At 41.2% G+C, this 24,977-nt stretch carries 24 protein-coding genes; 8 read left to right on the forward strand and 16 right to left on the reverse strand.

Translation table 11 applies throughout. From position 1 onward, the window contains the following. Window positions 1-360: 360 nt before the first annotated feature. The 4 genes from abc-f to B1K52_RS13645 form a co-directional block, all read right to left on the reverse strand. Window positions 361-1,995, reverse strand: coding sequence for a ribosomal protection-like ABC-F family protein (gene abc-f / locus B1K52_RS13630; protein WP_077309135.1), 1,635 nt, complete (start codon window positions 1,993-1,995; stop codon window positions 361-363). Between the two features lie 271 nt (window positions 1,996-2,266). Further along, window positions 2,267-3,685 carry an amidohydrolase gene (locus B1K52_RS13635; protein WP_077309137.1) on the reverse strand — a complete coding sequence of 473 codons (1,419 nt, stop codon included), beginning with the start codon at window positions 3,683-3,685 and terminating at the stop codon, window positions 2,267-2,269. Continuing rightward, window positions 3,678-4,412, reverse strand: a complete 735-nt coding sequence (locus tag B1K52_RS13640) for a small-conductance mechanosensitive channel (RefSeq protein WP_077309139.1) — start codon at window positions 4,410-4,412, stop codon at window positions 3,678-3,680. Before B1K52_RS13640 ends, B1K52_RS13635 begins: the two co-directional genes overlap by 8 nt. Window positions 4,413-4,430: 18 nt before the next feature. Beyond that, the gene (locus B1K52_RS13645) at window positions 4,431-5,135 is read right to left on the reverse strand and encodes a DUF5058 family protein (protein ID WP_256855917.1); all 705 of its coding nucleotides are present in this window, start codon (window positions 5,133-5,135) and stop codon (window positions 4,431-4,433) included. A gap of 639 nt (window positions 5,136-5,774) precedes the next feature. Between B1K52_RS13645 and spoVB the strand changes: the two genes are divergently transcribed. Continuing rightward, entirely contained in the window at window positions 5,775-7,301 is a 1,527-nt protein-coding gene (gene spoVB, locus B1K52_RS13650; protein WP_179106555.1) for a stage V sporulation protein B, read from the forward strand. A 65-nt stretch (window positions 7,302-7,366) separates the two neighbouring features. Next, on the forward strand, window positions 7,367-8,587 hold the full coding sequence (locus tag B1K52_RS13655) for a DHH family phosphoesterase (protein WP_077309143.1): 1,221 nt from the start codon (window positions 7,367-7,369) through the stop codon (window positions 8,585-8,587). 46 nt (window positions 8,588-8,633) lie between these two features. Here the strand turns inward: B1K52_RS13655 and B1K52_RS18025 are convergent, their stop codons facing one another. Beyond that, window positions 8,634-8,783, reverse strand: a complete 150-nt coding sequence (locus tag B1K52_RS18025; protein ID WP_179106556.1) for a hypothetical protein — start codon at window positions 8,781-8,783, stop codon at window positions 8,634-8,636. A 191-nt stretch (window positions 8,784-8,974) separates the two neighbouring features. Between B1K52_RS18025 and brnQ the strand changes: the two genes are divergently transcribed. Then, entirely contained in the window at window positions 8,975-10,324 is a 1,350-nt protein-coding gene (gene brnQ, locus B1K52_RS13660; RefSeq protein WP_077309145.1) for a branched-chain amino acid transport system II carrier protein, read from the forward strand. A 292-nt stretch (window positions 10,325-10,616) separates the two neighbouring features. Here the strand turns inward: brnQ and B1K52_RS13665 are convergent, their stop codons facing one another. Beyond that, window positions 10,617-11,750 (reverse strand): GAF and HD-GYP domain-containing protein, encoded by a 1,134-nt coding sequence (locus B1K52_RS13665; RefSeq protein ID WP_256855918.1) that lies wholly within the window; start codon window positions 11,748-11,750, stop codon window positions 10,617-10,619. Window positions 11,751-11,940: 190 nt separating this feature from the next. Here B1K52_RS13665 and B1K52_RS13670 point away from each other — a divergent pair, with 190 nt between their 5' ends. Then, window positions 11,941-12,774 carry a DUF4037 domain-containing protein gene (locus B1K52_RS13670; protein ID WP_179106557.1) on the forward strand — a complete coding sequence of 278 codons (834 nt, stop codon included), beginning with the start codon at window positions 11,941-11,943 and terminating at the stop codon, window positions 12,772-12,774. An 86-nt stretch (window positions 12,775-12,860) separates the two neighbouring features. Next, the gene (locus B1K52_RS13675) at window positions 12,861-13,706 is read left to right on the forward strand and encodes an aldo/keto reductase (protein ID WP_077309149.1); all 846 of its coding nucleotides are present in this window, start codon (window positions 12,861-12,863) and stop codon (window positions 13,704-13,706) included. Between the two features lie 44 nt (window positions 13,707-13,750). Here B1K52_RS13675 and B1K52_RS13680 read toward each other — a convergent pair whose 3' ends face one another. After that, window positions 13,751-15,898: a type IA DNA topoisomerase gene (locus B1K52_RS13680; protein WP_077310605.1), complete on the reverse strand. Its 2,148-nt coding sequence runs from the start codon at window positions 15,896-15,898 to the stop codon at window positions 13,751-13,753. Window positions 15,899-15,998: 100 nt separating this feature from the next. Continuing rightward, the gene (locus tag B1K52_RS13685) at window positions 15,999-16,460 is read right to left on the reverse strand and encodes a CBS domain-containing protein (RefSeq protein ID WP_077309151.1); all 462 of its coding nucleotides are present in this window, start codon (window positions 16,458-16,460) and stop codon (window positions 15,999-16,001) included. Between the two features lie 239 nt (window positions 16,461-16,699). Between B1K52_RS13685 and B1K52_RS18030 the strand changes: the two genes are divergently transcribed. Beyond that, complete coding sequence (locus B1K52_RS18030) at window positions 16,700-16,873, forward strand: hypothetical protein (protein ID WP_179106558.1); 174 nt, start codon at window positions 16,700-16,702, stop codon at window positions 16,871-16,873. Between the two features lie 128 nt (window positions 16,874-17,001). On the opposite strand, the gene B1K52_RS13690 is transcribed toward B1K52_RS18030, so the two are convergent. From B1K52_RS13690 to B1K52_RS13700, 3 genes are all read right to left on the reverse strand, one after another. Then, window positions 17,002-17,979 carry a ring-cleaving dioxygenase gene (locus B1K52_RS13690; protein WP_077309153.1) on the reverse strand — a complete coding sequence of 326 codons (978 nt, stop codon included), beginning with the start codon at window positions 17,977-17,979 and terminating at the stop codon, window positions 17,002-17,004. 479 nt (window positions 17,980-18,458) lie between these two features. Beyond that, complete coding sequence (locus tag B1K52_RS13695) at window positions 18,459-18,791, reverse strand: DUF2812 domain-containing protein (RefSeq protein WP_077309155.1); 333 nt, start codon at window positions 18,789-18,791, stop codon at window positions 18,459-18,461. Then, the gene (locus B1K52_RS13700; protein WP_077309157.1) at window positions 18,779-19,135 is read right to left on the reverse strand and encodes a PadR family transcriptional regulator; all 357 of its coding nucleotides are present in this window, start codon (window positions 19,133-19,135) and stop codon (window positions 18,779-18,781) included. Before B1K52_RS13700 ends, B1K52_RS13695 begins: the two co-directional genes overlap by 13 nt. A 107-nt stretch (window positions 19,136-19,242) precedes the next feature. Here B1K52_RS13700 and B1K52_RS13705 point away from each other — a divergent pair, with 107 nt between their 5' ends. Further along, entirely contained in the window at window positions 19,243-19,437 is a 195-nt protein-coding gene (locus tag B1K52_RS13705) for a hypothetical protein (protein WP_077309159.1), read from the forward strand. 18 nt (window positions 19,438-19,455) lie between these two features. Here the strand turns inward: B1K52_RS13705 and B1K52_RS13710 are convergent, their stop codons facing one another. Together B1K52_RS13710 and dacB are read right to left on the reverse strand one after the other, a co-directional pair. Beyond that, on the reverse strand, window positions 19,456-19,797 hold the full coding sequence (locus B1K52_RS13710; protein ID WP_077309161.1) for a bh protein: 342 nt from the start codon (window positions 19,795-19,797) through the stop codon (window positions 19,456-19,458). Between the two features lie 78 nt (window positions 19,798-19,875). Beyond that, entirely contained in the window at window positions 19,876-21,357 is a 1,482-nt protein-coding gene (dacB, locus tag B1K52_RS13715) for a D-alanyl-D-alanine carboxypeptidase/D-alanyl-D-alanine endopeptidase (RefSeq protein WP_179106559.1), read from the reverse strand. A gap of 296 nt (window positions 21,358-21,653) precedes the next feature. On the opposite strand from dacB, the gene B1K52_RS13720 reads away from it, so the two are divergent. After that, window positions 21,654-21,959, forward strand: coding sequence for a DUF3139 domain-containing protein (locus tag B1K52_RS13720; protein ID WP_077309165.1), 306 nt, complete (start codon window positions 21,654-21,656; stop codon window positions 21,957-21,959). A 103-nt stretch (window positions 21,960-22,062) separates the two neighbouring features. Here B1K52_RS13720 and B1K52_RS13725 read toward each other — a convergent pair whose 3' ends face one another. From B1K52_RS13725 to B1K52_RS13735, 3 genes are all read right to left on the reverse strand, one after another. Continuing rightward, on the reverse strand, window positions 22,063-22,695 hold the full coding sequence (locus B1K52_RS13725) for a type 1 glutamine amidotransferase family protein (RefSeq protein WP_077309167.1): 633 nt from the start codon (window positions 22,693-22,695) through the stop codon (window positions 22,063-22,065). A 73-nt stretch (window positions 22,696-22,768) separates the two neighbouring features. After that, window positions 22,769-23,731 (reverse strand): helix-turn-helix transcriptional regulator, encoded by a 963-nt coding sequence (locus tag B1K52_RS13730; protein WP_077309169.1) that lies wholly within the window; start codon window positions 23,729-23,731, stop codon window positions 22,769-22,771. Between the two features lie 473 nt (window positions 23,732-24,204). After that, a complete protein-coding gene (locus B1K52_RS13735; protein WP_077309171.1) occupies window positions 24,205-24,963 on the reverse strand; it encodes an exodeoxyribonuclease III in 759 nt (252 codons plus the stop codon). Between the last annotated feature and the right edge of the window lie 14 nt (window positions 24,964-24,977).

Raw genomic sequence — 24,977 nt, forward strand, 5'->3', positions numbered from 1 at the left:
GCTGCGTTTATCTGATTTTGTCTGCAAAAATGCCCTTTTCCACGGGGTGCGAATGTATGTTCTGGTCATAAAAAGCAGTTGTTTTTGATGCTATAGAAGCGCTTTACGACCAGAAAAGCGTCTTTGTGGATCGAAATTATGCTTTATATCAGGGAAATTTGCTAGTTTGCATGTCACGATTTACGCGCTCCGGTAACTAAATTTGACTAAAAGTGCCCTTTTTTACGGGGTGAGAACATTTGTTCTATTCAAAAAGAAACGGTTTTGATATGCCATAAGCAGTTTACAACCACCTTAAACGAACTATTGCTACGAAATGTTGTACAAAAAGATCACTTTTTTCTCTAGGATTCCCATTTGTTAGTTAAGGTCATTCATTTGCTTTGTCAGTTCGTTAAATCGCTTATCCAATTCCTTATACGCAGTATCCGCCGCTGTCATCATGCTCAGTTTACCGAGTACTTCCTGCCGCTCATTATCTAACTGCAGCCGCATCGTCTCTTTATCTGAATTGCATTCCGTTTTATCGCCGCCATACCGTCTCTGTATGATTTCTTCTGCAATAAGCAGTTGTGCATCTGTCACCTTTTCCCGAAAATAGCGGTCATGTGATACGACAATCAGTGTACCTTTATAAGCTATTAACGTTTTCTCCAGTTGCTCACGTGAAGGCAAATCCATATGATTGGTCGGTTCATCTAGCAAGAGAACGTCTTTTTCCTCTAAGATATGCTGCATAAGCTTCAATTTAACGCGTTCTCCCATGCTCATGTCTTTAATCGCTAGTACCCAGCTTTCTGTCTCAAAACCGAGTTGTTTCAGTAAGTTTCGGACGAGTCCTCTTTCCGCAAATGTATCTCTGTGGAATAGATCTGATGGCGTCTTGTCTAAAGGCAGGTCATAGACGTTCTGAGATAGATATCCTATATTTGCGGTAGGTGCGACCCATATTTCGCCTAGATAATCCTCTTTTCCAACTATCATGTTCAAAAAGGACGTCTTGCCGCTCCCGTTTGCTCCTAGCAAGTTAATTTTTTCTCCGTACTGAACAGTAAAGTTTACATGCTTAAATAATGCTTTATTTTCGTATATCTTTGCTACATCTTTACATGCTAAAAATCGCTTGCCTACTTTCCCTGCATGCTGGAGTACGAAGGAGACCGCTTGCTCTGGTGCGGCGGCTTCTGTCTTTTCCCTGTCCAGTTCTTTCTCTAGTCGCTTTTGCTTCGATTTTATTTGTTTATCCATTCGTTTTGCTTTCTTTCGGTAATACTCTTTCGCACCTTCTTGCTTTGTTGATTGCATATGTGCTTTAGTGCTCCAGTTTTGTAAAAATAGCATTTGTTCTTCCGCACGCTTAACTCGTTTTTGCTGTTTTTCATAGGCATGTTGCTGTTCCGCTTTCTTTTTCTCTCTGAATGCCGTATAGGCCGTGTAATTGCCAGTTAGTGTATAAAGCTTATTCTGTTCAATAGACCAAATCTTTGTTGCAATCTGATCAAGAAAATAACGGTCATGTGACACGATAAGAAACGTTTTAGCAGATTCCCTAATCTCATGCAAAAGTACACGTACACTATCTTCGTCGAGATGATTGGTCGGTTCATCCAATAGCAATATATCCGCGTTACTTGCAAATCCATTTGCTAATCTTGCTTTTAGCTTTTCACCGCCGCTCATCGCTTCATAAGCACCAGTTGGTACCTTCCACAGATTCCGCAACTGCATTTCCTCTGCGTTAGTCGTCTTTGCTGAAAATATATTATTCTCTTGCTCTACTAGTTTTGTTTGCTGATTCGTTTTCGAACGCCATACTGATCCGCTCGTTGGCTTCCTCCTCCCTGCCAGTATATCTAGCAAGGTACTTTTCCCGGCACCGTTTCTGCCGATAATACCAATAATATCTCCTTGGTGAACGGTCGCCTCCGCTTTTTCGAATAAAACAGTTTCTGTATGCATGTATGAGATGTCCTGTAATTTTAGTAATTCTCTCAAGTAAATCGCTCCTTTTAGGCAGGAGGACAGAAAAAAATCCTCCCAAAATGAATTGGAAGGATTAGCCGTACCGGTTTATAGATACACTCCTAGCGGGAAATGTACCGTCACTCGATTGAAAGATGGGCAGACTAATCCTATTTTTTACGCGTTGAAAAATCATTTTTTCAATTCGTTAGAAAATAAGATTAGTTAATCATTGGCCACCCATCATCCTCTCGTGTTTGTTGCACTCAGTATAGCAGATAAGGAATGTGTGTCAAATAGGCAGTTAGATCAGTTGTTCTTTTCTTACCGTCCCTGGAGCTAGTACGCTCTCATCCAGTCCCGAACGATACGGTTTGTCAGCAATCGCTTGCTTGAACTCTGTCTTTGCTTGTTCAACAAGCGCCGGTTCACTGAACAAATCATAAGCTGTGAGTGCCATGATTTTAGCTGCATGATGCATGCCCTTTAGACCAATAGTGGTTCCGAACACAGCAGTTGCTTGCCATGCATGTACTTGCGTGCCGATTGGGCCGCATGTAGTGCTGATACTTGCTAATGGCGTAATCCAGCTTACGTCCGCAACGTCAGTTGAACCGGGCATTGTCTTTTCTTTTGCTGAGAGATCATAGAAGTTTTTGGTTGGCAGGATGTCGTTTGAATCGAGTTTCAGTTCGGTGCGAGAGGCTTCTATCAACTTGGGATCCATTGATTTACGAAGTATGGAAGAATAAGCTACTTCATCTGATGTAAAGCGCTGCATCGGGAAGTTCTCCATATTGCGGTAGTTGAGTGTATTCAACGTATCGTTTGTGAGCATATGATAACAATTTGCTAACAATTCATGAGACGTCGTCGTGCCAGTAATTAGAGCTGCTCCTTTCGCTATATCATGCATACGTGCGAGCATATCTTCTACTTGTTCACGATTTGCGCCGCGCAAATAGTACCAAACCTCTGCTTCATCTGGCACGATATTCGGTGCTTGGCCGCCATTTGTAATAGCATAATGAATTCGAGTGCCGTCCACGAGATGTTCACGCAAGTAATTGGCACCGATATTCATAATCTCTACGGCATCAAGCGCACTGCGTCCGGCATGAGGCGCTCCGGCAGCATGTGCTGGAATACCATGAAAACGATACTTAATCGATATCATCGCTTGCGAACTAAAGTTTTGTACCACATTGCTTGTTCCAGGATGCCATGTTAAACAGCAATCCAGATCATGAAATACGCCTTCTCTTGCCATAAATGTCTTGCCAGAAAGGACTTCTTCAGCAGGGCAGCCGTAATAGCGAATAGTGCCCGTTAATTGCCCATCATCAATCAGCTGCTTTAGTGCAAGGACAGCTTCTACTCCTGCGGTACCGAGAAGATGATGTCCGCACGCGTGACCTGGCTTATTCGCATTAACCGGATCTTTATATGGTTTTGTAGACTGAGCGAGACCAGGCAAGGCATCAAATTCTCCCAATATGCCGATTATAGGGTAGCCTTCTCCGTACTCCGCATAAAAAGCTGTCTGCATACCTCCAATAGAATCTGTCAGTCGGAATCCGGCATCTGCTAGCATATCTTTCTGGGCAGTACTTGCATATGTTTCTTCATAAGCAATCTGCGGGTTTTTCCAAATATTCAGCGCGAGACTGCCTGTCAACTGTTCCAGTTCTTCCAAACGACGAATTAGTTCCTTTTTACTCATTGGTCATCTCTCCTTCATGATTTAATTTGCTTGGTTTTATATGCTCCAACAACATACTGATTGCAACTGTCAGTATCATGCAGATTAATCCTTTGAAAAAGACAGGAACGGGTAGCTGTGTCAATAAAATACCGAATCCAAGACCAATAACACCAAAAAGCGGCTTTCGTATTGCCAACTGCGCAATCATTCCGCCGAATATAGCTGGAATAATGTAAGTGAAGGCTGCCTGTAAAGACTCCGGAATGATAGAGAGAATATACGAGCCTGCTAATATGACTGGGACCAATACGGCAATGTTCATAAAACTAGCTGTGGCTATAGCTAAGGTTGCGGCAACTTCTCCTTTCCTCGTTCCAGGCTCAGCACCAATTACTTGCTGTGCTGCGGCCGCGGAGGGTAAACACATATTCGCTATATTACCAGTCAAGAAACTAAGGTACGTGCCCGAAACTCCTAATGTGGCATAATAGCTGACTGGCTCCACCACCCAAGCAAATCCAACCAATGCTATATATGCAAGAAAAGCAGCAAATATTGCTTGCCAGCCAGGATGGTAGCCTGCTACGAACGAAAGATAAAGTGGTAAGGCGGCTGATAAGACGATAACGCTCCCAATCGTCAGTCTGCCCCAGAAATGTGCATTGACGTGAAATGCATCAAATGTTTGCTGCTGCGTTTCTACAACTTGTTTTTGTCCCACGACCTGCTCTGCTGTTTTTACCATTCTTCGTCCCTCCGTTTCTTATCCGATAAAATAACCGACCGTGAGACCGCCGATAATAGCAAACCCTAATGCCCATTCCTTCAGCCAGTTTTGCCGCAGCTTATTTGCTGCCAGTAATGTTAATATGGTAATAAGAATGCTCGTGACAATGACTACCGTATGACCGCTGCTTTTTACTGCTTCGTTGGCAGCGAAGTATCCAAAAGCGCCGAGCATGGCTGCCGTCGAAATAATGACCATCTTCTTCGTTCCGTTTTTCTTTGCTGTGATTTTCTTTTGGAAAGTACCGAGTGACTTTGTGAAGAACAGTGTGACAATGAGCCAGCCGGTTCCGCCGATACATAATGTCCAAGCAATCGTGGTGAATGCTTCCGGGCCAAAATTCGCTGCTCCTAACTCTGTGCCATAAGCGCTGGAAGCCATCTGTGCACCAAGCGACTCTGTTGCAGAGGAACCTATAATAGCACTGCGCATCATTGTTAGCGGGTTCCCGATCAAGGTCATTAGTGAGACAGCTATAATGATATTCCCTAGTGAAGGCCCGATAGCAGCAATAGCACCTGTCTTCATGGCACTTTTGGCTTCTTGCGCTGTCATACCGACACTCTCTCTTACCTGGAGTGCAGATCGGGTAAAAACAATTCCTTGAAATACAACAATTGCAACGACAACGAGACAAAAACCCCACAGTACGCCACTGTTCATGATTTCACCTATCTGCAAATTTCCTCCTCCTTAAAGTGTATAACTATTCTGACTATTATGTTAGCTGGTTCGTAATCTTCATGTCAAAACCTTTATGAAAAACAGGTCTATATATGCAACAAAGTTGCCATATCAACACGGAATACTACCTATCGCTTGTTAGATTCTTTAACAATCAGGAAAGATAAAATTTAATTATCAGCAGAGATTTTACATTTTGTGGTATATAGTTGTATTCTCTAAGAAGCAAAACTGTATGGAAGGAGTTAGATAGATGTCTGAGGAAGAAGTTTTGTTACCCCTAAATTCTATTATGTCACTTGTAATATCGCTAGCTATTATAAGCTTAGTAACATGGGGAATGATTGCTCTTGTAAAGATAATGCGGATGAAAAATTAAATAGATAAAAAAGTAGGACAAGCCTGCCTTGCCCTTATATCCACCAGTAGTAGCAACTCCGCGTAATGCTGGTGCTTTATTTAGCGCCATACTTTGCCATTAGTTATCCAGAATCCTTCTATGTTTAAAACACATTTGCCTCCTCCTGTACTATAACGTAATTATTATATATATTAGCAACTCCCTCTCCTTTCCCGTGACATAAACACCTCCTCGTCCACATACATCTAGAATATGGACAAGTTGAGGTGACTAAAGTGGGAAAACAATCATTATTAAAAGGTACGATTATCTTGGCTATTGCTGCTTGCTACAGTAAGCTGATCGGCTTTATGAATGGTATCGTGTTATCACGGCTGTTGGGACCCGAAGGAATTGGACTAGCTATGATGGCGATGCCGGTAACTGGCTTGCTGATTGCGATTACAGGTTTCGGTTTAGAAGTGGCGGTCGCCAATCTGGTAGCAGAGAACAATGCTTCCAACAATCGGACAAGACTGCGGCATGTGCTGTCTTTATCTTTTCTAATCACAGGGGCACTAAGTATTGTCACTTCTTTGCTGCTGTTTGGTCTTATTTCGTATGCGCCAGGATTGCTATTCGCTGATCAGCGAGCTATCTACACATTTACTGCTATTATCCCGATCATCCCGATCGTTGCCATTTCTTCGATCTTGAAAGGTTATTTTCATGGAAAACAATATATGTCACCTGGAGCCTTTGCTTCCATATTGGAACAAAGTGTGCAGCTAGTTGTGACATATATGCTTGTTCAATATTTGCTGCCATATGGACTGGGTGTTGCTGCCGCTGGTGCGGTAATCAGTATGGTTATTGGTGAAGCGATTTCCTTAGGTGTGTTAATGTTCGCCTTCCAAAGACAGAAGGAGTTCAAATGGCGTTTTCTTCATATTATCGGAGATCTAGTCCGTGATGGAAAACAGCATACACGCGACTTGATTCGCGTGGCACTTCCGAATACTGGGACGCATCTTGTCAATAGTTTTGCGGCCGTATTAATGCCAATTATTATTACACACAGCTTTATCACAGCAGGCCACACAGCAGAAACAGCAACAGAGACGTACGGATTATTGATGGGATATGTGATGCCGCTCGTTTTCGTGCCCACGTTCATTACGCATTCGCTTTCTACTAATTTACTGCCTTCTATTAGTGACTTATACGCCAGACGGCAATTTCAGCAAATGTATAGCAACATTAATCAAGTCATAACAGTCACGATGATGATTTGTATTCCTTGGGCATTGTTTCTTTATTTCTTCGCAACTGATTTGACGACTTTGTTTTATCACTCTGAAGATGCCGGACTGCTTATTCAGAAAATGATTTTCTGTTTTATGCTCAGCTATTTGCAAATCCCGCTGCAGGCTGTCTTGATTGGAATCGGCAAAAGCAGTGTTGTTTTATACAATAATTTAATTGCTGCGCTTGCCAGTCTGCTGGTTATTTACTTTGTTGCCTCTCAGCCGAGTATGGGCGTAAATGGCGTTATTCTCGGTCTTAACCTTGGTGAAGTTCTTGGGACACTGTTACATTTTGCAAGTTTGTACCAAGCTGTCCGCTTTCCTTTTGGTTTTGCTCGGTTTTATAAACTGCTCGTTGCGATTGTTTGTATGGCATCCGCTGCGATTTTCCTTTATTTAACGCTGGATTCTTACATTGCTAATGGGTATGTACTACTCAGCAGTGTATTACTTATATCCGCTGCCATTTACTTGCTGCTCCTTCACCGATTTCGTCTGCTAAAACAAGAGCAATAACGAATCAGGCTTGAAGCCGATAATTACGCTAGGTTATACTTATACTAGTAATTGAGGTGAAGACATTGTATAAATTATTGACGCATAACGACTTGGATGGTGTCGGCTGTGGAATTCTAGCGACACTTGCTTTTGGAGAGGATGTCGAAATCCGCTACAACTCCATCAGCAGCTTGAACGAAGAAGTAAAGAAATTCCTAGCCGATGAAACCCAGCATCATAAAGAACTATGGGTTACGGATCTCGCGGTGAATGAAGAAAACGAAGCCGCAATTTCTGCATTCATTAAGGCTGGAGGCAAAGCAAGATTAGTGGATCATCATAAAACAAGTGAACATTTAAACGCACACGAATGGGCTTGGATTGCGACGAAGCAGGATGATGGTGCACAAACATCCGCCACGAGCATGCTTTATGATGTTTTGGTACAAGAAGGACACATGGAAAAATCAAAATCGGTGAGCGAGTTTGTTGAACTTGTCCGCCAATACGATACATGGGAATGGGAAAAACGGCAGAATGAAGCAGCCAAGCAGTTGAATGCCTTGCTCTTCTTGCAAAGCATTGACGAATTTGCTGCTGTAATGATTGAACGTCTGCAGCATAGCGAATCGTTTGTTTTTAATGACTTGGAAGCAAAACTGCTGCAAGTACAAGACGCACAAACGGAACGCTATATTCGGAAGAAAAGAAAGCAAGTTGTCCCAATTAAAGTAGATACATATCTTGCTGGCGTTGTGCACGCAGAATCTTATCTATCCGAATTAGGCAATGATCTAGGAAAGACTTTCCCGCATTTGGACTTTATCGTGATGATTATGATGGGAACAAAGCGTTTAAGTCTCCGGACCATTCATGATGATGTCGACGTATCTGCCATCGCTGGGAATTATGGCGGAGGCGGCCACCAGAAGGCATCAGGTGCAACGTTAACAGAAGACGCATTTGAGCTATTTGTTAAAAACGCATTTGACCTGCAAGCGTTGCGTCCAGACGCAATGGAAAACAAATTTAATACGCCAGAAAACGATCTGGGAACGTTGTACTGCAATGAGCAGAATGATAAATTCTTTATCGTTCAGCAAAATCGGAAATTCTATATTATGAAAAATCAGAAGCCGGCAGAGCTTGGTTATGATACATTCGCAGAAGCGGAAAAACAGTTGAAGCGAGAAGAACTTGCATTTCTCGTTAACGATCACCGCTATGTAAAATATTTGAGTGAGCGCGTGAAAAAACAAGACCTTACTGTCAATAAGCCAGTTGTAAAAAAGCAGGAAGACTAAGAAAGAAGGCGGAATGCACCTGAATCAGTGTATCCCGCCTTCTTCTTTATAAACTCTCAGCTGTTGCTATCGCTTGTTCCATTAACTGAATGTCTTCTTGAATCAAGCTGCGAATCCCGGAATCTGGGCATCTTCTGTATTCGTCTTCAAGCCGTCTTAACTCCGCGTGAAAGATATCTGTATCCGAATAGTGCATATATACTGCCTCCATATGGCTTTTACTAATATATATGCCGAAACAGCACAGAAATATACTTCTTAAATAATAAAAAATATTGTTGTTCCTTTTTATGTTGTGTGATAGAATCTCTAACATAGTTTAAATTTCATTTATTTTAAATTGTCAAACTATTTAGAAAAAGCATTTTTGCCTATGGAGGTACTATTATGAAAAAATCAATTCCGTTTTCTTATGTCATCATTACTGGGTTCATGCTTTTTGCCCTCTTCTTTGGGGCAGGCAACCTAATCTTCCCGGCTTTACTTGGTCAGCAATCTGGATCGAATGTGCTGACAGCTAACCTAGGCTTTATTATTACAGGAGTTGGCTTGCCATTACTCGGTATTTTAGCATTTGCTATATCCGGTAAAAATGATTTGCAAGACTTAGCAAGCCGTGCGCATCCGATTTTTGGCTACGCATTCACGATTATCCTATATCTGTCCATTGGCCCGCTGTTTGCAATGCCGCGTACCGGAACTGTTTCGTATGAAATTGGTGTTCAGCCTTTCCTTTCAGGTGATTCCGGTGCATGGCCGTTAATCATCTATTCAATCGTATTCTTTGGACTTACGTGCTTCTTCTCTTTGAAGCCAGCAAAAATTGTCGAGGTTGTTGGAAAGTACTTAACACCAGCATTATTAGTTGTTATTGCCATTCTTATTGTTACCGTGTTGGTAAACCCTATCGGCAGCCCGCAGGAAGCAACAGAAGCTTACAGCAGTAACGCTTTCTTTAAAGGTTTCCAAGAAGGTTACCTGACGATGGATACTCTGGCAGCATTCGTATTTGGAATCATTGTGATTAATTCTGTAAAAAATATCGGCATTAAAGATCGTAAAAGTATTCTTGGATTCACATGGAAAGCAGCGGTTATTGCAGCCGTTCTTCTTGCTTTAATCTACACTTCTTTATCATACCTTGGCGCAACGAGTGTAGCAGGAATCGGTCAATTGGATAATGGCGGTTCCGTATTAGCGGGGGTCTCTGACTTTTATTATGGTAGTGCAGGTAATATATTACTTGGTTTGATTGTATTCGGCGCTTGTCTTACTACAAGCATTGGTCTTGTAACTGCATGCAGCAGCTATTTCAGCCGCCTGCTTCCAAATGTATCTTATAACGTTCTTGCTGTTGTACTATCCGTGTTTAGTGCTGTTATCGCAAATGCTGGTTTGTCCAATATTATTACCTTCAGCGTACCTGTATTAACGATCATCTATCCGCTAGCAATTGTGTTGATTTTCCTTACTTTCTTGCATGATGTTATCGGCGGAAGCAGAGCTGTCTACTTGACGAGTCTGTTGTTCACTTTTGCAGTTAGTTTGATGGAAGGTTTAAACGCTGCTGGAATCCCTATTCCAGGGGTACAGCAATTCTTAACTGAAAACCTGCCAATGTACACGTTAGGTCTTGGGTGGCTGCTGCCAGCAATTGCAGGGGCAATTATCGGCTACGTGATCTACCTTGCAACAAAACCTAGTAAAACTGAATTTAATAAAGCGAATGCTCGTTAATTAACAAAACGCCCGGTCCTTTGGCCGGGTGTCTTGCATGTTTAAGAGTTGAGTGATTCAATAAATACGTTTAATTGTTTAAGGATACCGTTCCAGCGATTCTGTTTCCCAAAAACTTGCTCCCCAGCAAAACCGAACTTTTTCTTCTAATGTCATATTATTTATTAGTGCATTGATATCTTTTTCCATGTTTATCATCCTTTCGTCTCCTTATTTCTACCCTGTACAAATCCAACTAAACAAAAAGGACCAGACACTAAGTCTGATCCTGCTAACGTTTATATATAGGGTTTTATCCCGCGTCTGTTTTTGGAACCGATTTGAGATCATAAGCGCAATCTTCTAATATACCAATAAAGATATCAACAATGTTCGGGTCAAACAGGCTGCCCTTACAGCGAATCAATTCAGCTGCTGCATGTTTGGCAGACATGCCCTTACTGTACGTGCGTTCCGTAGTCATCGCATCAAACGCATCTGCAACACCGACAATACGAGCGAATAACGGTATTTGCTCGCCTTTCAGCTGCTTTGGATAGCCGCTTCCATCCATACGTTCATGATGGAGCATAGCGGTATCAATAGAGTTCTGAAAGAAACGATTTGGTTTAATAGCGGAAAGAATACGCGCTCCGATTTCTGTGTGCTGCTTCATCAGCTCAAATTCATTGTCCGTCAATCCAGTTGTTTTTCGTAATATCCGGTCTTCGATGCCGATTTTTCCGATATCATGTAAAATCGCTGCCTGATAAAGCTCAAAGCACATCTGGGAATCGAGTTTCAATCTTTTCCCGATCAGCCAAGCATAACGTGCCACACGCTCTGAATGACCTTTTGTCAGGGGATCACGTGCGTCGAGCGCTTCTGCAAGCATCCGAATCATGCTAACGAACATCTTGTACAGCTCATCGTACATCTGACTATTATGTAAGGACAAAGCAGATTGCTCAGCCAGCATTACAACAAGTTTCATATTGCGTTGGCTAAAGAAGCGTCCGTTCTTCTTATTCATCAGCTGAATAGCACCCAATACGTTCCCCTTGGCTTGCAGTGGTACTGTTAACAGTGAGGTAGCGTGCTGATCAAGATAAGCAGTACAACAGGCAGGCAGGAGTTCGCCAGCATTTTCTACAAAATCCGTTTCTCCTGTCTTAATCACTTTCCCGACAATGCCTTCCCCTTCTGACAGTGTTAAATCAGAGAGACTTTCAACTGGCAAACCAACTGCCGCTTTCGCACTGATTTGTTTCTTTTCGTTTTCTGGCATCCATAATATCGCCACTTCCGCTTCCACGATCATCACCATTTGGTCAAGTATGCCCTGGAATACATCCTGCAAATCAATAGCAGCATTTAATTCCTTTAAGGCCTCTAGCATTTTAGATAGTTCCTTTACTTTTGATTCAAGCATCGTTATCGTGGCCACAGCACTTCCTCATTTCATCTATCTCATACTTCCGGCGTAGTCCTTTATTCCTGTTAACCTCTGTATGATTAAGTATAAGCGAACATAAGGGAAATTAGAAGGTGTTTCTCCTAGGGTTTTAAGGGCATAAATAAAAACTATATATCATGAAAACTACTATCCTATATAATTGGGGAAAGGGGGATTATATGTGAAACTATATGATAAAGCAATCGAATTATGCAATATATATAAATTGAATTCTAAAGTCGACGCAGCTTTTATAGGCGGGTCCGTATCTCGAGATTGGCAAGATGCATACTCCGACATTGAAATCTTCGTTTTATGGGAATCAGCACCAACAGATGCAGATAGAACCAGACCAATTAAAGCACAAGATGGCCGTATAATTGATTTCTTTCCTTATGAAGAGGAAGAATGGTCAGAGACCTATATTAGCCAGGGAGTAAAATTAGAGATTAGTAACTTCTTAACGTCTACAATAGACAAGTTATTAGATGATGTCGTATTGGCTTTCGACACAGACTTAAACAAGCAATGTTTGGCAGCTTCCGTCCTTGATGGTATCGCTGGGAGTGATAATCAAATATTACAAACACTGAAAGCTAAAGTTCACACCTATCCGGACGAATTGCGTGTTGCAATGATTCGAGACAATATGGACTTGGGTACAAAGTGGAATAATCGCGAAGCTTTACTTCAGCGCCAGGATTGGTTGATGCTATATCAGATGATAGCAGAAGTACAGACCAAATTAATGGGAATGCTCTTTGGTTTAAATAAACAGTATGTACACCATCCTGCATACAAATGGCAGCAGCATTCGTTAGCATTGATGCCTCTTGCACCGGTACATATAGCAGCCCGTTTCGAATCGGTCTTTTTAAATGATCCCCGGGCAGGTATTAGCGAATTGGAAGCAATTACAGAAGAAATTTATTGTTTGGTGGAGCAGCAACTGCCAGAAATGGATCTAGCAGAAGTTAGAATTCGTTCGTTATTCTTAAGGCCAAAAAATACCTAAATCTAAAACCGCAAGTAAGTGTTTCCTTAAGACAATGCAGTCTGTCTTATGCTAGGCTAGTAGTAGAATTGGAAGGAGAGATACAAATGGAACAACTACCTATCCCCGTAAAGAAATTTCATGATGGCTCCGTATATCCGGCTGTCGGCTTCGGTACATATCAGCTAAAAGGAAGCCAAGGCGTGCAGGCTATCCGCAGTGCTATTGATGCCGGTTATCGACTGCTGGACACGGCGTACAATTATGAAAATGAAGCGACAGTTGGTCAAGCGATCAAACAGCACGGCATCAAACGAGAAGAACTGTTGATTACGTCCAAGCTGCCTGGACGCTATCAAAAATACGACGATGCGGTAACAACCATCCAAGAATCTCTCTATCGTGCTGGTCTTGACCATTATGATCTCTACTTAATTCATTGGCCGAATCCAAAGCAAGACAACTATGTAGAAGCATGGCAAGCGTTGCAGGATGCTCGTAAATGGGGCTTGATCCGCTCCATTGGCGTTTGCAATTTCCTGCCAGAGCATTTGGACAGATTAAAAGCAGAAACAGGTGAATTTCCTGTACTCAATCAAATTGAATTGCATCCATATTTTAATCAAGAAAAGCAGCGTCAATACCACGAGGAAAACGGGATTGTAACGCAGTCATGGAGTCCATTAGGCAGAAAAACAGATTTACTGCAAAATCCTATACTCTCTGATATTGCAGCAAAATACGGAAAATCTGTATCTCAGCTTGTATTGCGCTGGCATTATCAGCTTGGCAGTATTGCTATTCCAAAATCAGCTACTCCAAGCCGCCAGCAAGAAAACATTGCTATTTTTGATTTTGAATTAAATCAAGCGGAAATGGAGACCATCAGCGGTCTGACTAAAACAGATGGCAGAGTTTCCAATCAAGATCCAGCTGTTTATGAAGAGTTTTAAAAAAGAGCCATGTGTGCATCGCACGCATGGCTCTTCTGATCTTCTTATTTCTTTTCAAATTCCATATTCCAGCTGTAATACTCATTGTCTGTATTTTTCTTATAAGATAGATAAGCTGAGAATTTTTTTCCTCGCTTGCTCGTCAAGCCTTTCACATGTGCTGTCCCGCTTTTCAGCAACGCTTTCACCATTGTTTTCGTCGGTTTCTTTCGCATAGAACCGAGGAACTTATCTGCTTTCCAAATGATAAAGCTGCATGATTTCTTGTAGTTTTTACAGCCAAAGCCTTTATAGCCTTCTACTACATCGCCGCCGCATGCTGGGCATTTGCCGAGCACTTCATGTGTTAATGTTTGCTTTTCAATTGTTCGTATCGGAGCAGCTTCATCTTGTTTCATTGTTTGGACAGCATCTTTCGTGAAGGAAAAGATCATTTCAAGGAATTCTTCACGGCCAACTTTTGCATCCTCAATATCCGCCAACGTCTTCTCCAGCCGTCCGGTAAAGTTCAAATCGAACAAAGGTTTAACTGGGAAAGTATCCACGAGCTTTCTGCCTGTATCTGTCACGTGCAACTCTTTGCCTTTATTGCTGATATAATGGATATCTTTCAGCTTTTTAATTGTTTCCGCCCGTGTTGCTGGTGTACCTATGCTAAAGCCGCGCAGCACTTCCTCTACTTCTTCTGCATCTTGTTTGCCTTTTCCGCACGTTTCCATTACACGCAGTAATGTCTTTTCTGTATGCGGCTTTGGCGGCTGTGTCATATGAGATGTAACCGAGGTTTCCCACGTATCCACAATCATGTCTTTTTGAACATCCGGCAGCAGTGTTTCTTTTGTTTGCTGCTTCTCGACCTTTTTCCAGCCATCCACGAGCTGGATTCGACCTTTAGAAATAAAGCTGCCTGGAAGCGACACTCCCGGAATGACAGTTACCAACGTTGTTTCTTGGTATACAGCAACCGGCATAAATTGCATAATAAAGCGATTTTTAATAGCTGTATACACAAGTTCTTGATCTGGCGTAAGTCGTTTTGGCAGTACATACGTAGGAATGATGGCACTATGGCTTGATACTTTGCTGTTATTGAAAACGCGCTTTGACCGGGTAAATTTAATTTCTGATTCATAAGGTAAACCAGCGGATACTTTCTTCAGTACACCAGCGGCTTTACCGACAAGACTTTCCTCCAATGCCGTACTGGACGTACGCGGGTAGGTAATATACTTTTTCTCGTAAAGCGTTTGTGCCACTTTAAGCACTTTATCCGAAGTCCATCCGCTGTATCTGCCGGTCATATACCCTTGCAAACCAGATAAGTTGAATAATGGCGGACAAAATTCCTTTTTATCTTCTGTTTGCTTGTCTTGAATTTGCCCTTGTTTGCCTTGTATTTGCTGAAGTATGGCTTGTAATGGTTCTCGTTCTTTGAACTTGTCCGTTTTGTCCTCTTTGTACACCCCTTCATAAAATTCCTTTTCAGGTGTGCGGAATGTTGCCAGCAATTTGAAATACGGTTCCGGTTTGAATAAACGAATTTCTTCATCACGGTCATAGATGATTTTTAACGTCGGAAGCAGCACGCGTCCAATATTGAGCACCTTCCCACGTCCGCTCTGATAACGGAGTGTCGCAACAGACGTCAAGTTAATTCCGATAACCCAATCCGCCCACTGCCGTCCGATACCTGCATCATAAAGTGGTGTTAACTCTGTATTCGGACGCATGGCTTGTAATCCGCGCAATACTTCTTGTTCTGTCCACTCATTCAGCAGCAGCCGGTAAACTGGTTTATTCGGTTTAATATAGCGAATAATGCTGTCTCCAATCAGCTGCCCTTCCCGATCGTAGTCACAAGCAGAAACAATTTTCTCAACGTCTCTTCGCTGCATAAGTCGTTTTACAATACTGATTTGTTTTTTTGCTCCTGGATCTGCATTATCTCGGTTACGAGGATTTGACTTTACTTTGTAGTGAAACGTTTCGGGCACGAATGGAAAATTATCGAGTTTCCATTTCGCCATTTTGGTGTCGTAATCTTTCGCATCATACAGCTGCAGCAGATGACCAAAAGCCCACGTGATAATATAATTAGGTCCCTCATAGAAACCATCTTGTTTTGTCTTAATTTTTAATGCATCGGCGATATTCTTCGCGACCGAAGGCTTCTCCGCCAATATGACAGTCATACTCATATATAGCTAAAACTCCTTTTAAACTAACAAACTAGTAAGCTTTATTGTACCATAAAAAAACACCAACCCATTCAACCGGGTCAGTGCTTACCATTTAAAGCGCATTCAGCAGTGTGGAATGAACGGTGCGCAGCACATCGCCGCGGCTGATCACCCCGACAACCTGTTTCTCGTCATTCAGTACTGGTATCTTTTTGAAGCGATGCTTGGCTAAAATGTTCACCACTTCTTCTAGCTCATCCTCTTCATGCACGGTAACAATTCCTCGTTTTTTAGCAAGGTTTAATACCGGATGATCTTTCAGTTCTTCGACAATCTTATCCAGTTTTTCTGCTTTGTAGCTTACCGTTAACAAATAGTTAAAGACGCTCGCATCTTTCGGCTGAATGCCTCGCAGAATATCACCGTCACTGACGACACCGACGATGTGCCGATTTTTATCCAATATCGGCATTCCGCTGATCCGCCGATTCACGAATATCTCCAATACCCGTTTCACTGTATCTTGTTCGTTCGCTGCAATCACGTCTGTAATCATGAAGTCTTTTGCTTTCATATAAAAGCCTTCCTTCTGTATGGGATGATTTGCTACACCTTTATTATACGCTTTCAAGTGATGATTCGCTAATAACAAGAATCCAACAGGAACTAATTTTGTATGTTTGCAGCAGCATACAGTGTTAGTGAATTTATGTTAAAATATGTATAGGAATACTTAGATTTATTATTCCCAAGAGACTATACACCGAAAGAACTGACATCCCTTCTATAACTAATAAAAAGGAGACATGCAGTATGTTCATGAGTGTAATTACGCTGGCATCCCTAGTCATCTGGATTACGGCCTCCCAAGAACTGATTAAACCTTCAGAAAAACAGAATAGACAAAAGATAATTACGTTAACTTCTGCGGGCACACTAACTACGGCAGCCGTAACCATTTCACTTTTCCAGAGTCTTCCGTTCTAAGCGGAGTGTAAACGACCTTTGGAATAACTCCGGAACACAATTCTTCAAAACCATATAGTAATCTTTCCATCAAAAAAAGCTCAGATTTTTATCTGAGCTTTTCGCACGCCATTCATCACTTTTCTGGCTTATTCTTTTTCAAAATGCTTTGTACTGCGCACCGTATCAATCGGACGAACGAGTTTTTCTATACGTTCCCGTTCTGGTTCCAGGAATGGAGGAAGCGACAACTTTTCTCCTAGTGTTTCATATGGCTCATCGCCCATGAATCCTGGTCCGTCAGTAGCGAATTCAAATAGAATTTGCGGAGCCACGCGTGAATATAACGATTCAAAGAAGTGACGATCCACATAACCGGATGTTTGGAATCCAAAGCTATGCATCCGTTCAATCCACTTTTCCAACACAGAACGATCCTCTACACGGAATGCAGCATGGTGTACCGTGCCGTATCCTTGCCTTCCATCTGGTAAAACAGTATTGTGCTCAACGATCACTCGCGCACCATTTCCGCCTTCGCCAACTTCATACAAGTATAGAGATCCTTCTTGCGCTACCGGGCGGAATTGCAGCACTTTCTCCAGCATTTCTTTGAAGTAATCAATATGAGCCGTCCGAACGTGAATTGGTCCAAGCCCTATAATCGCATATTCCAACGGAACCGGACCGTCTTGCCATGGCGTTCCAGACGCTACCCCTTCATCATGTTCATCACTGATCAGCTGGTATTGCTGCTCATCAAAATCTTCAAATGTTACTGTTTTAATACCAAACTGCTCTTTCACGCCGCGATGTTTCACATCCAAGCGATCAAATCGTTTCACCCAATAATCCAACGCTGCATCGGATGGCACCCGAAAGCCCGTTTTGAAAATCTCATTCGTACCGTGTGTACCTTTTGGAATGCCAGAAAAATCGAAGAAGGTCATGTCTGTCCCTGCACTTCCTTTGTCATCCGCAAAGAATAAATGGTACGTCTGAATATCATCTTGGTTCACTGTCTTCTTAACTAGACGCATGCCTAGCACATATGTGAAGAACTCATAGTTTTTTTCTGCACTGCTTGTAATTGCCGTTACATGGTGGATACCTTTTAAATGATTCATCTTTATCACTCCAGCCTATTGAATGGAATTACCTCGAATTCGAGATAATTATATTATGACGGATATACGAGCTGGTGTCAAATAGATAGAAATCAAAGAAATGCCGCTTATAATTTCAATCGTATCAATTCTTTTCAATTCGACATTTAATTGATGGTGTTGTTTCGTTTTTTTCGTCCATGTTTTGTTTTTTCACTTCATTTTTGCTGCGGCTTTCGGCTTCCGCGGCTTATCTAGTTTTCAATTTCAACGCAAAACAATAGAGGTTGTTCTTATCTTTAAGAACAACCTCTACTTCTAGATTTGATTCTCTTTTAGTTTCTTTGCTTTACTTCTTAAGAGATAGATTCCGAGTAAACCTACAATATAGATTGGACTGAACAACGCCAATACCCATAACGATTCTGGTATTGTCGCAGAGAGTGGCCACCAAGCAAATAATTGCATAAATAAGATAAATACCAAGAAATTAGCCACTTTCACATATTTATATGATCTTGAAACTGGATCTGTGTATATCTCCAATTATCGGAGCCATCACTTTCTTTACAAAAATATAACCAACCACCAAAACCCGTCACAAACTCCCAACCATCATCCTCAAATAACTGAAAATATTCTTGGTTTTGCAAGCCTGTTTGATAGTCTAGACGATACACCAGCTTTGTCGGTGATGTTGCTTTAAAATAATATGTAAACCAGCTGTAGCGCTCTAACTGCCACCCCTCCCGCGCCATTTTCTGGAGCCAGACTTCTTCTTTTTGATCTTTCCATGCCCAAAACCATTTTCTTACCTTCTTTATTTCTGCCATCGTTCTCCTCCTAATTGCTTCTCGCTGATTTCTACTAGTTTTTTAAGTCGTTTAAACTCTGCCAGCAGCAGTTCTTGCCCCAATTCGGTCAACTGATATGTCTTTTTCGTATCTTCCTGGTCTGTTTTCCGAATTAGCTGTAATTTTTCTATCTTTTTCAGTACACCGTACAACGTGCCAGGACCTAATTTGACGGTACCGTCACTGATTTGCTCTACCTCTTTCATAATTCCATAACCATGCAGAGGCCGACGCAAGACCATTAGGATGTAGTACGTTGTATGAGTTAAAGGAAGCAAATCTGCAATTCTTTTCAATTGAATAACCTCCCTGTGTATCGTCATGCGATATATATCGTATATCGATATAATACCATAATTTGTTTTGATAAAGCTACCATTTTTTCCATATAAGATGGTAATATAGCATTGTATAAAAAAGGATGGTGTACATGAAGAGCGCAATCGTTGATCGAGGTTTTCTGCTTTGGATTACACTTTCATTGGTTTCGCATGGCGCAGCTGTACTTTTAGCTACTGCAGAAAGTGATTCCTTCGTTTATTTCATCATCATTGGTTTAGTTTTCCTCGGCTTCTCTGTTCACCACGCAGATCGCTTCTATAAAGCACAAAAAACAAGCGCCTGAACATATTGTCCAGGCGCTTTACCAATGCTTAACATCCTTGAAATCCCGCATAATGATGCGCGATTTCTTGATATCGTCATATAATCGATATGGTTTGCTCGCCAGCCGAATTGGCAGCGTAAAAAGAAACTGACTTAGATCATCCCTGTACTCTGTTGTCATTCTGGAAGGCTTTGAAAGAAGCCGCTGCTGCCACTCTTGTATAAATTCTTTTTGCAGGTCAAGCCGAACATCGATGGCGTGATGGCATTGTGTGCAGCAGATTGTTTTTAGTTTGTCATTGATGTAGGTGATAGTAAATGGAGACTCTTCGCGACAATGGATACAATATAGATCTGCTTCCATGCGACTTTGTTTCACCGTTAACTCCTCTTTTCCTAAATATCCTTCCTACCTTGTACTTTCGCTGTTCGTATGCCAATATCCTGTCTATTTTCATCAATTATTATGCATACTGTTCAAATTGTCATAAACCAATTTCAATAAATGGTCTTCAATCACCGGACCATCTTCTTCATCTAACAAGCCGTTTAATACAATCGAAAAAACAACCTGTTCTCCCGTTTTGGTCTTCATATAACCAGATAGTGAGCTCACCCCAGTCAATGTCCCAGTCTTTGCGGTTACATTACTAGCAAGTTCTGAATCTGTAAAACGGCTGCGAAGTGTTCCGCCAAGCATTCGTTCAGGTTCGCCAGCGATTGGAAGGGAACGCCAAAAGTAAGGGAACCATGTTTCTTTTTGGATTTTTGTTAGTAAGGTCGTCAGCTGTCTTGCCGTTATACCATTCGCATGAGATAAGCCCGATCCGTCACGAATTATCATTTGTTCAACTGGCAATTGCAGCTGTTTGAGGTAGTGCTTCATTTGTTCGATGCCGTCTGGCCAGTTACCAGGCTTATCTTTTCGACCAATTTGTTTTATAAACATCTCCGCATGTCCATTGTTGCTCAGCTTCATAAACGGGAGCAGCAATTCCTCCAGTGGTGCAGATTCTCTATTTAATAGCGTTTGGGATTGGGACGGGGCTGCACCTGTTTTGGCTGCACCTTCCCAACTAATCCCGGCTTCCGTTAAATAGTCAGCAAACAGATGCAGCACATATTCCGTGGGCTCCCAAACCGCTACCCATTCCTGCTCCTTTTCCCCTTTTGCGATGCTACCAGAAATAACAATCTCATTTTCTCCGTGGGTACGAACGATTTCCAAATCCGTTTCTTCTTGCTCTCCCACAATTACAGCATTATTGCGTACCGTTATGTAATCTGTTGCTGGAGTTGTCCGAATTGCCGGTATCTGAGAAGAAGTATCTGCACTTACTTCAACCTTGACCGTTCCCGTATCATGATCTTCATCTGGTGAAACAGTCAATGCGCTGATTGCTGCACCATAATATGCGGATTCATCTTTCCATGTTGTATCCTCACTGTAACGTTCCTGATCAAACCACGTATCATCTGCGATTATATCGCCACTGATATGATGTATTCCCAAGTTCTGCAGCTGTATTGTTAGCTGCTGCAAATCTTGGTATGTCAGAGACGGATCACCTTGGCCAATAAGGTAAAGATTACCTTCTAACTTTCCATTTTTAATAAGCCCATCTGTGGCAACTTTTGTTTGAAATTGATGTGACGGACCTAATTCATGTAATACAGCAGCTGCCGTGAGCAATTTCATGTTGGAAGCAGGCCGCATGCGCACATCAGCATGTTGCTCGTAAAGTGTTTTTCCTGTTTCTGCATCTGCAATATGAATAGCTGCAACCGCTCCTAGCAGACGCTCTTCTGCCGTCAGGTAATTCTCAATCCTTTCTTTCATCATATCCTCTTTTCCGGCTACGTGAACATGCGTTCGAGGTACCATGCATAGGAAAAGCAGCAATCCGCCAGCTAGAATTCGCAAAAGTATGCGAAGCATTAGCATCCCTCCTTTTTTTGCACATCCTACTTAGCCTGTATCGTTTCTACCATATATATGTATTTTTAATTAGTTTATCAAACTTTCTGATATCTTAGAATGAACATATCGGCTAAATGCTCCAGGCGGTTTAGTTAGTGTTATCTTTTAAGGTCAAGAAGCTCACTTATGTTAAAATATAGGAGTATATAGAGTTTAAAGTGAGAAGGACAGATTTAAGCTATATCCATAAAAATATGCTTAACTAAATTGCCATAGTGTCTAGCAACTTTATTTAGATAGAAGGAGTTTAAACTATGAGAAGAAAAGTAATAATTCCATCAATTATTCTTATTTTATTGTTAATTCCCGTAAGCATTTGGGGATATTGGACTTTCCAGAAAAATAGCGCAGAAGACGCGGTACATGCATACCTAATTGACAACGGAAAACAAGAAAGCGACATCGTTATGCTTGAACCATTTATCGCAAATTTAAGCGGCAAGAAAAATTACATGGTGTCTGTTAAATTTAAAGACGACGATAGCACTTATTTTTACTATAAGAATGATTCAGGGAATGTTATTTTAGAATCAACTAAAACTGGTAATGTTGTGTATTAGGATAGCGCCAGGCAAATGCGAATTTACAACAATAAGGAAACTCCAAATTAAAAAGCCCAGCTTCTCTATAGTTTAAATAGAGAAACTGAGCTTTTCAGTTACTTCACTTATTTATTGAATTCATTAACCGGAAGAAGTAATCAGGGTTGTGAGTCTTATTTAGGTTATACCATGAATGTAATACAGCTGGTGTACATACATCTATTTTTTTCAGTACCTCCATTGCAAATTCCAGAGGAGCTATTCCGGATGCAGTAACTAAATTTGCATCAGATACCACAGATTCTAACTCATAGAACTTTTCTCCTTTATAGTTAGGACATACCATTTTAGTATATTCTAAGTTGTTACTTGTATGCTTCCTTGTATCTAAGTATCCTATATTCGCGAGGCCCTCAATGGCACCACAAATTGCAGCAACAATCGTGCCAATATCTAACGCTTGGCCAATTCTCTCCAATATAGGTCGATGAATTTCTTCACTCCAAGCAGCCCCTCCTGGTAGAATTAAAAGATCTTTACTCTCAAGCGTACATTCATCGAGGGAAATATCTGGTTTTATGCACAGTCCTCCCATCGTAGTAATCATTTCTTTATTAGCTCCTATTGTCTTAACTTTTAAAGGTGCTAAATCTTTTTTGAAATATCTTCCTGAGTTTAGTTCCGCAATTAGATATCCATATTCCCAGTCCGACATTGTATTAAATACATATAATAGGGCATTTTTTGTTTGCATGCATAACACTCCAATCACAATTGATATGGCTATAATAATATAACTACCCTGACAGTTACCGTCAGGGTAGTTATCATACTTGATGAAATGTTATTAATTCCGACAGAACTTCAACAAGTCTTGTCTTAAGACTTATTGGCTCAATGACTTTAATAGATTTATTGTAGGGTAAGAGTAAATAAGGTACATATGAATGTAGCATATCTTTCTCAATAAGAAAAACTGCTTGATTTGAAGTTCGTTCCTGTAAATAATGTCCTAAAAACCAATGTTGGCAAATATCAGTCAATACACTTTTATCCCCATTAATAACTAAAGAGATAATCTCTTCCTTATCTTCTGTAGTTGGAAGAATACTTTTTATAAAAAAGTCACGTGCCGAAAAATCTGCAGGCCGGTTAAACTTATTTTCAGTTAGCATTAGACTTTCCATTCGATTTACTCTAAAACTACGGATATCATTCCTAAGATGACAATATCCAATCACATACCATTTATTATTCCAATAGATAATTCTGTACGGATCGATCAATCTATAATTTAATTGCTTTTCGCCACTTTTATGGTAAAGAATTTTTACTGAGTACTCGTCAGCTACAGCCTGCTCCAACTCCTTCAAAAAAGGCTCGGTAGGGAGTGAATTTAATCGGTTTAGTACTTCAAGACTAGTTAAATGGTGGTTTATCTTCGTCTCCTGCTCTTGATTTGAGTATTTACTTAGTTTTGAGATAGCCCTTTCTAGTGCTTCACCTCCATAATATCCGGCTTCTTCTGCAAATATAGCAGCGTGGATTAGTGAAGTTTGCTCCTCGGAATCAAAAAAAAGAGGAGCCTCAATAAAATTGCTCAATATAGTGTATCCGCCGTTATGTCCTGGTTCTGAAACTATAGGTACACCACTTGTTGAAAGTGTATCAATGTAACGATAAACAGTCCTAATATTCAGCTCTAACTTTTCTGAAATTTGTTTTGCAGTAACTTTTCCACCCGAACGTAGCATCCATAGAATGGCTAACAGATTATCAATTTTAGGCATCTAATTCCACCTTTATATGTAAGTATTCTCTATTAGATATTTTCGGCTATGCCATAACTCTTAACTTTTCCTTTCCGATAGTTTTCTATATAATGAGGCCCTAGACACATATAATTCATAGTCTTATCTTTTTCTTTATAAAGCTTATGAGAAGACCATTTTGTTTTTGTTATTTCCCTCTCTACTCTGAATTCCTATTTTAAGAAAAATGTGACATTTAAAAAGACCAAGGCAGTTTTGCACTGGTCCGATACCTTATAATCGCCTTTTGTGCTGTAGTATCCATTACCAATAAAGTCATATAAGTAAATCAATCGATTTTTCGTGTGGAAAACAATTAAGTATCCACAAAAGAAGCTGAGCAAGCTTCATTAGTTATAGCTTATTTACTTGTCCAGTGCACATGGAGTATAAAAAGACGTAGAGAAACCTCTGTTTCTCAACGTTTCGAACACATGACCTTAACAGTCGGTTCACTCTGTATCCAGCGACAAGTAAACCGGGCAATGATCGCTTCCCAGTGTCTCTGCATGTATTTCTGCTTCGTTAATTCTGCTTTTCCATCTCTCCGATACGATAAAATAGTCAATCCGCCAGCCGATGTTTCTTTCTCTCACTTTGTTCATGTAAGACCACCAGCTGTACGCCTCGGTTCGTTCTGGATACAGATAGCGGAAACTATCGACAAATCCGGTATTAAGGAATGTTGTCATCTTTTCGCGCTCTTCTGTCGTAAACCCGGAGTTGCCGCGGTTTGTTTTGTAGTTTCTCAAATCAATCTCTTGGTGCGCCACATTTAAATCACCGCATAAGATGACCGGTTTGCGTGCATCCAGCTCCTGTACATAAGCGAGAATCCGATCTTCCCATTCCAGCCGTTCAGCGAGACGTGCTAAATCACGCTTGGAATTCGGCGTATAAACGGTAACTAAAAAGTACTTTTCAAACTCCAGTGTGATAATTCTGCCTTCAGGCTCTACGACATCATCTTCCAATCCATAAGTAACGCAAAGCGGCTCTTGTTTTGTAAATACAGCTGTACCTGAGTAGCCTTTCCGCTCGGCATAATTCCAGTATTGATAATAACCCGGCAAGTCCAATTCAATTTGTCCTGCTTGCAGCTTTGTTTCCTGCAAGCAGAATATGTCTGCGTCTTGTTCTTTAAAATAATCTAGAAAACCCTTCTTTACGCATGCTCGGATGCCGTTTACGTTCCATGATACGAATTTCATTTCTGTATTCCCCC

The organism is Terribacillus halophilus (assembly GCF_900162685.1).
In the GTDB taxonomy this organism is placed as follows: Bacteria; Bacillota; Bacilli; order Bacillales; family Amphibacillaceae; genus Terribacillus; species Terribacillus halophilus_A.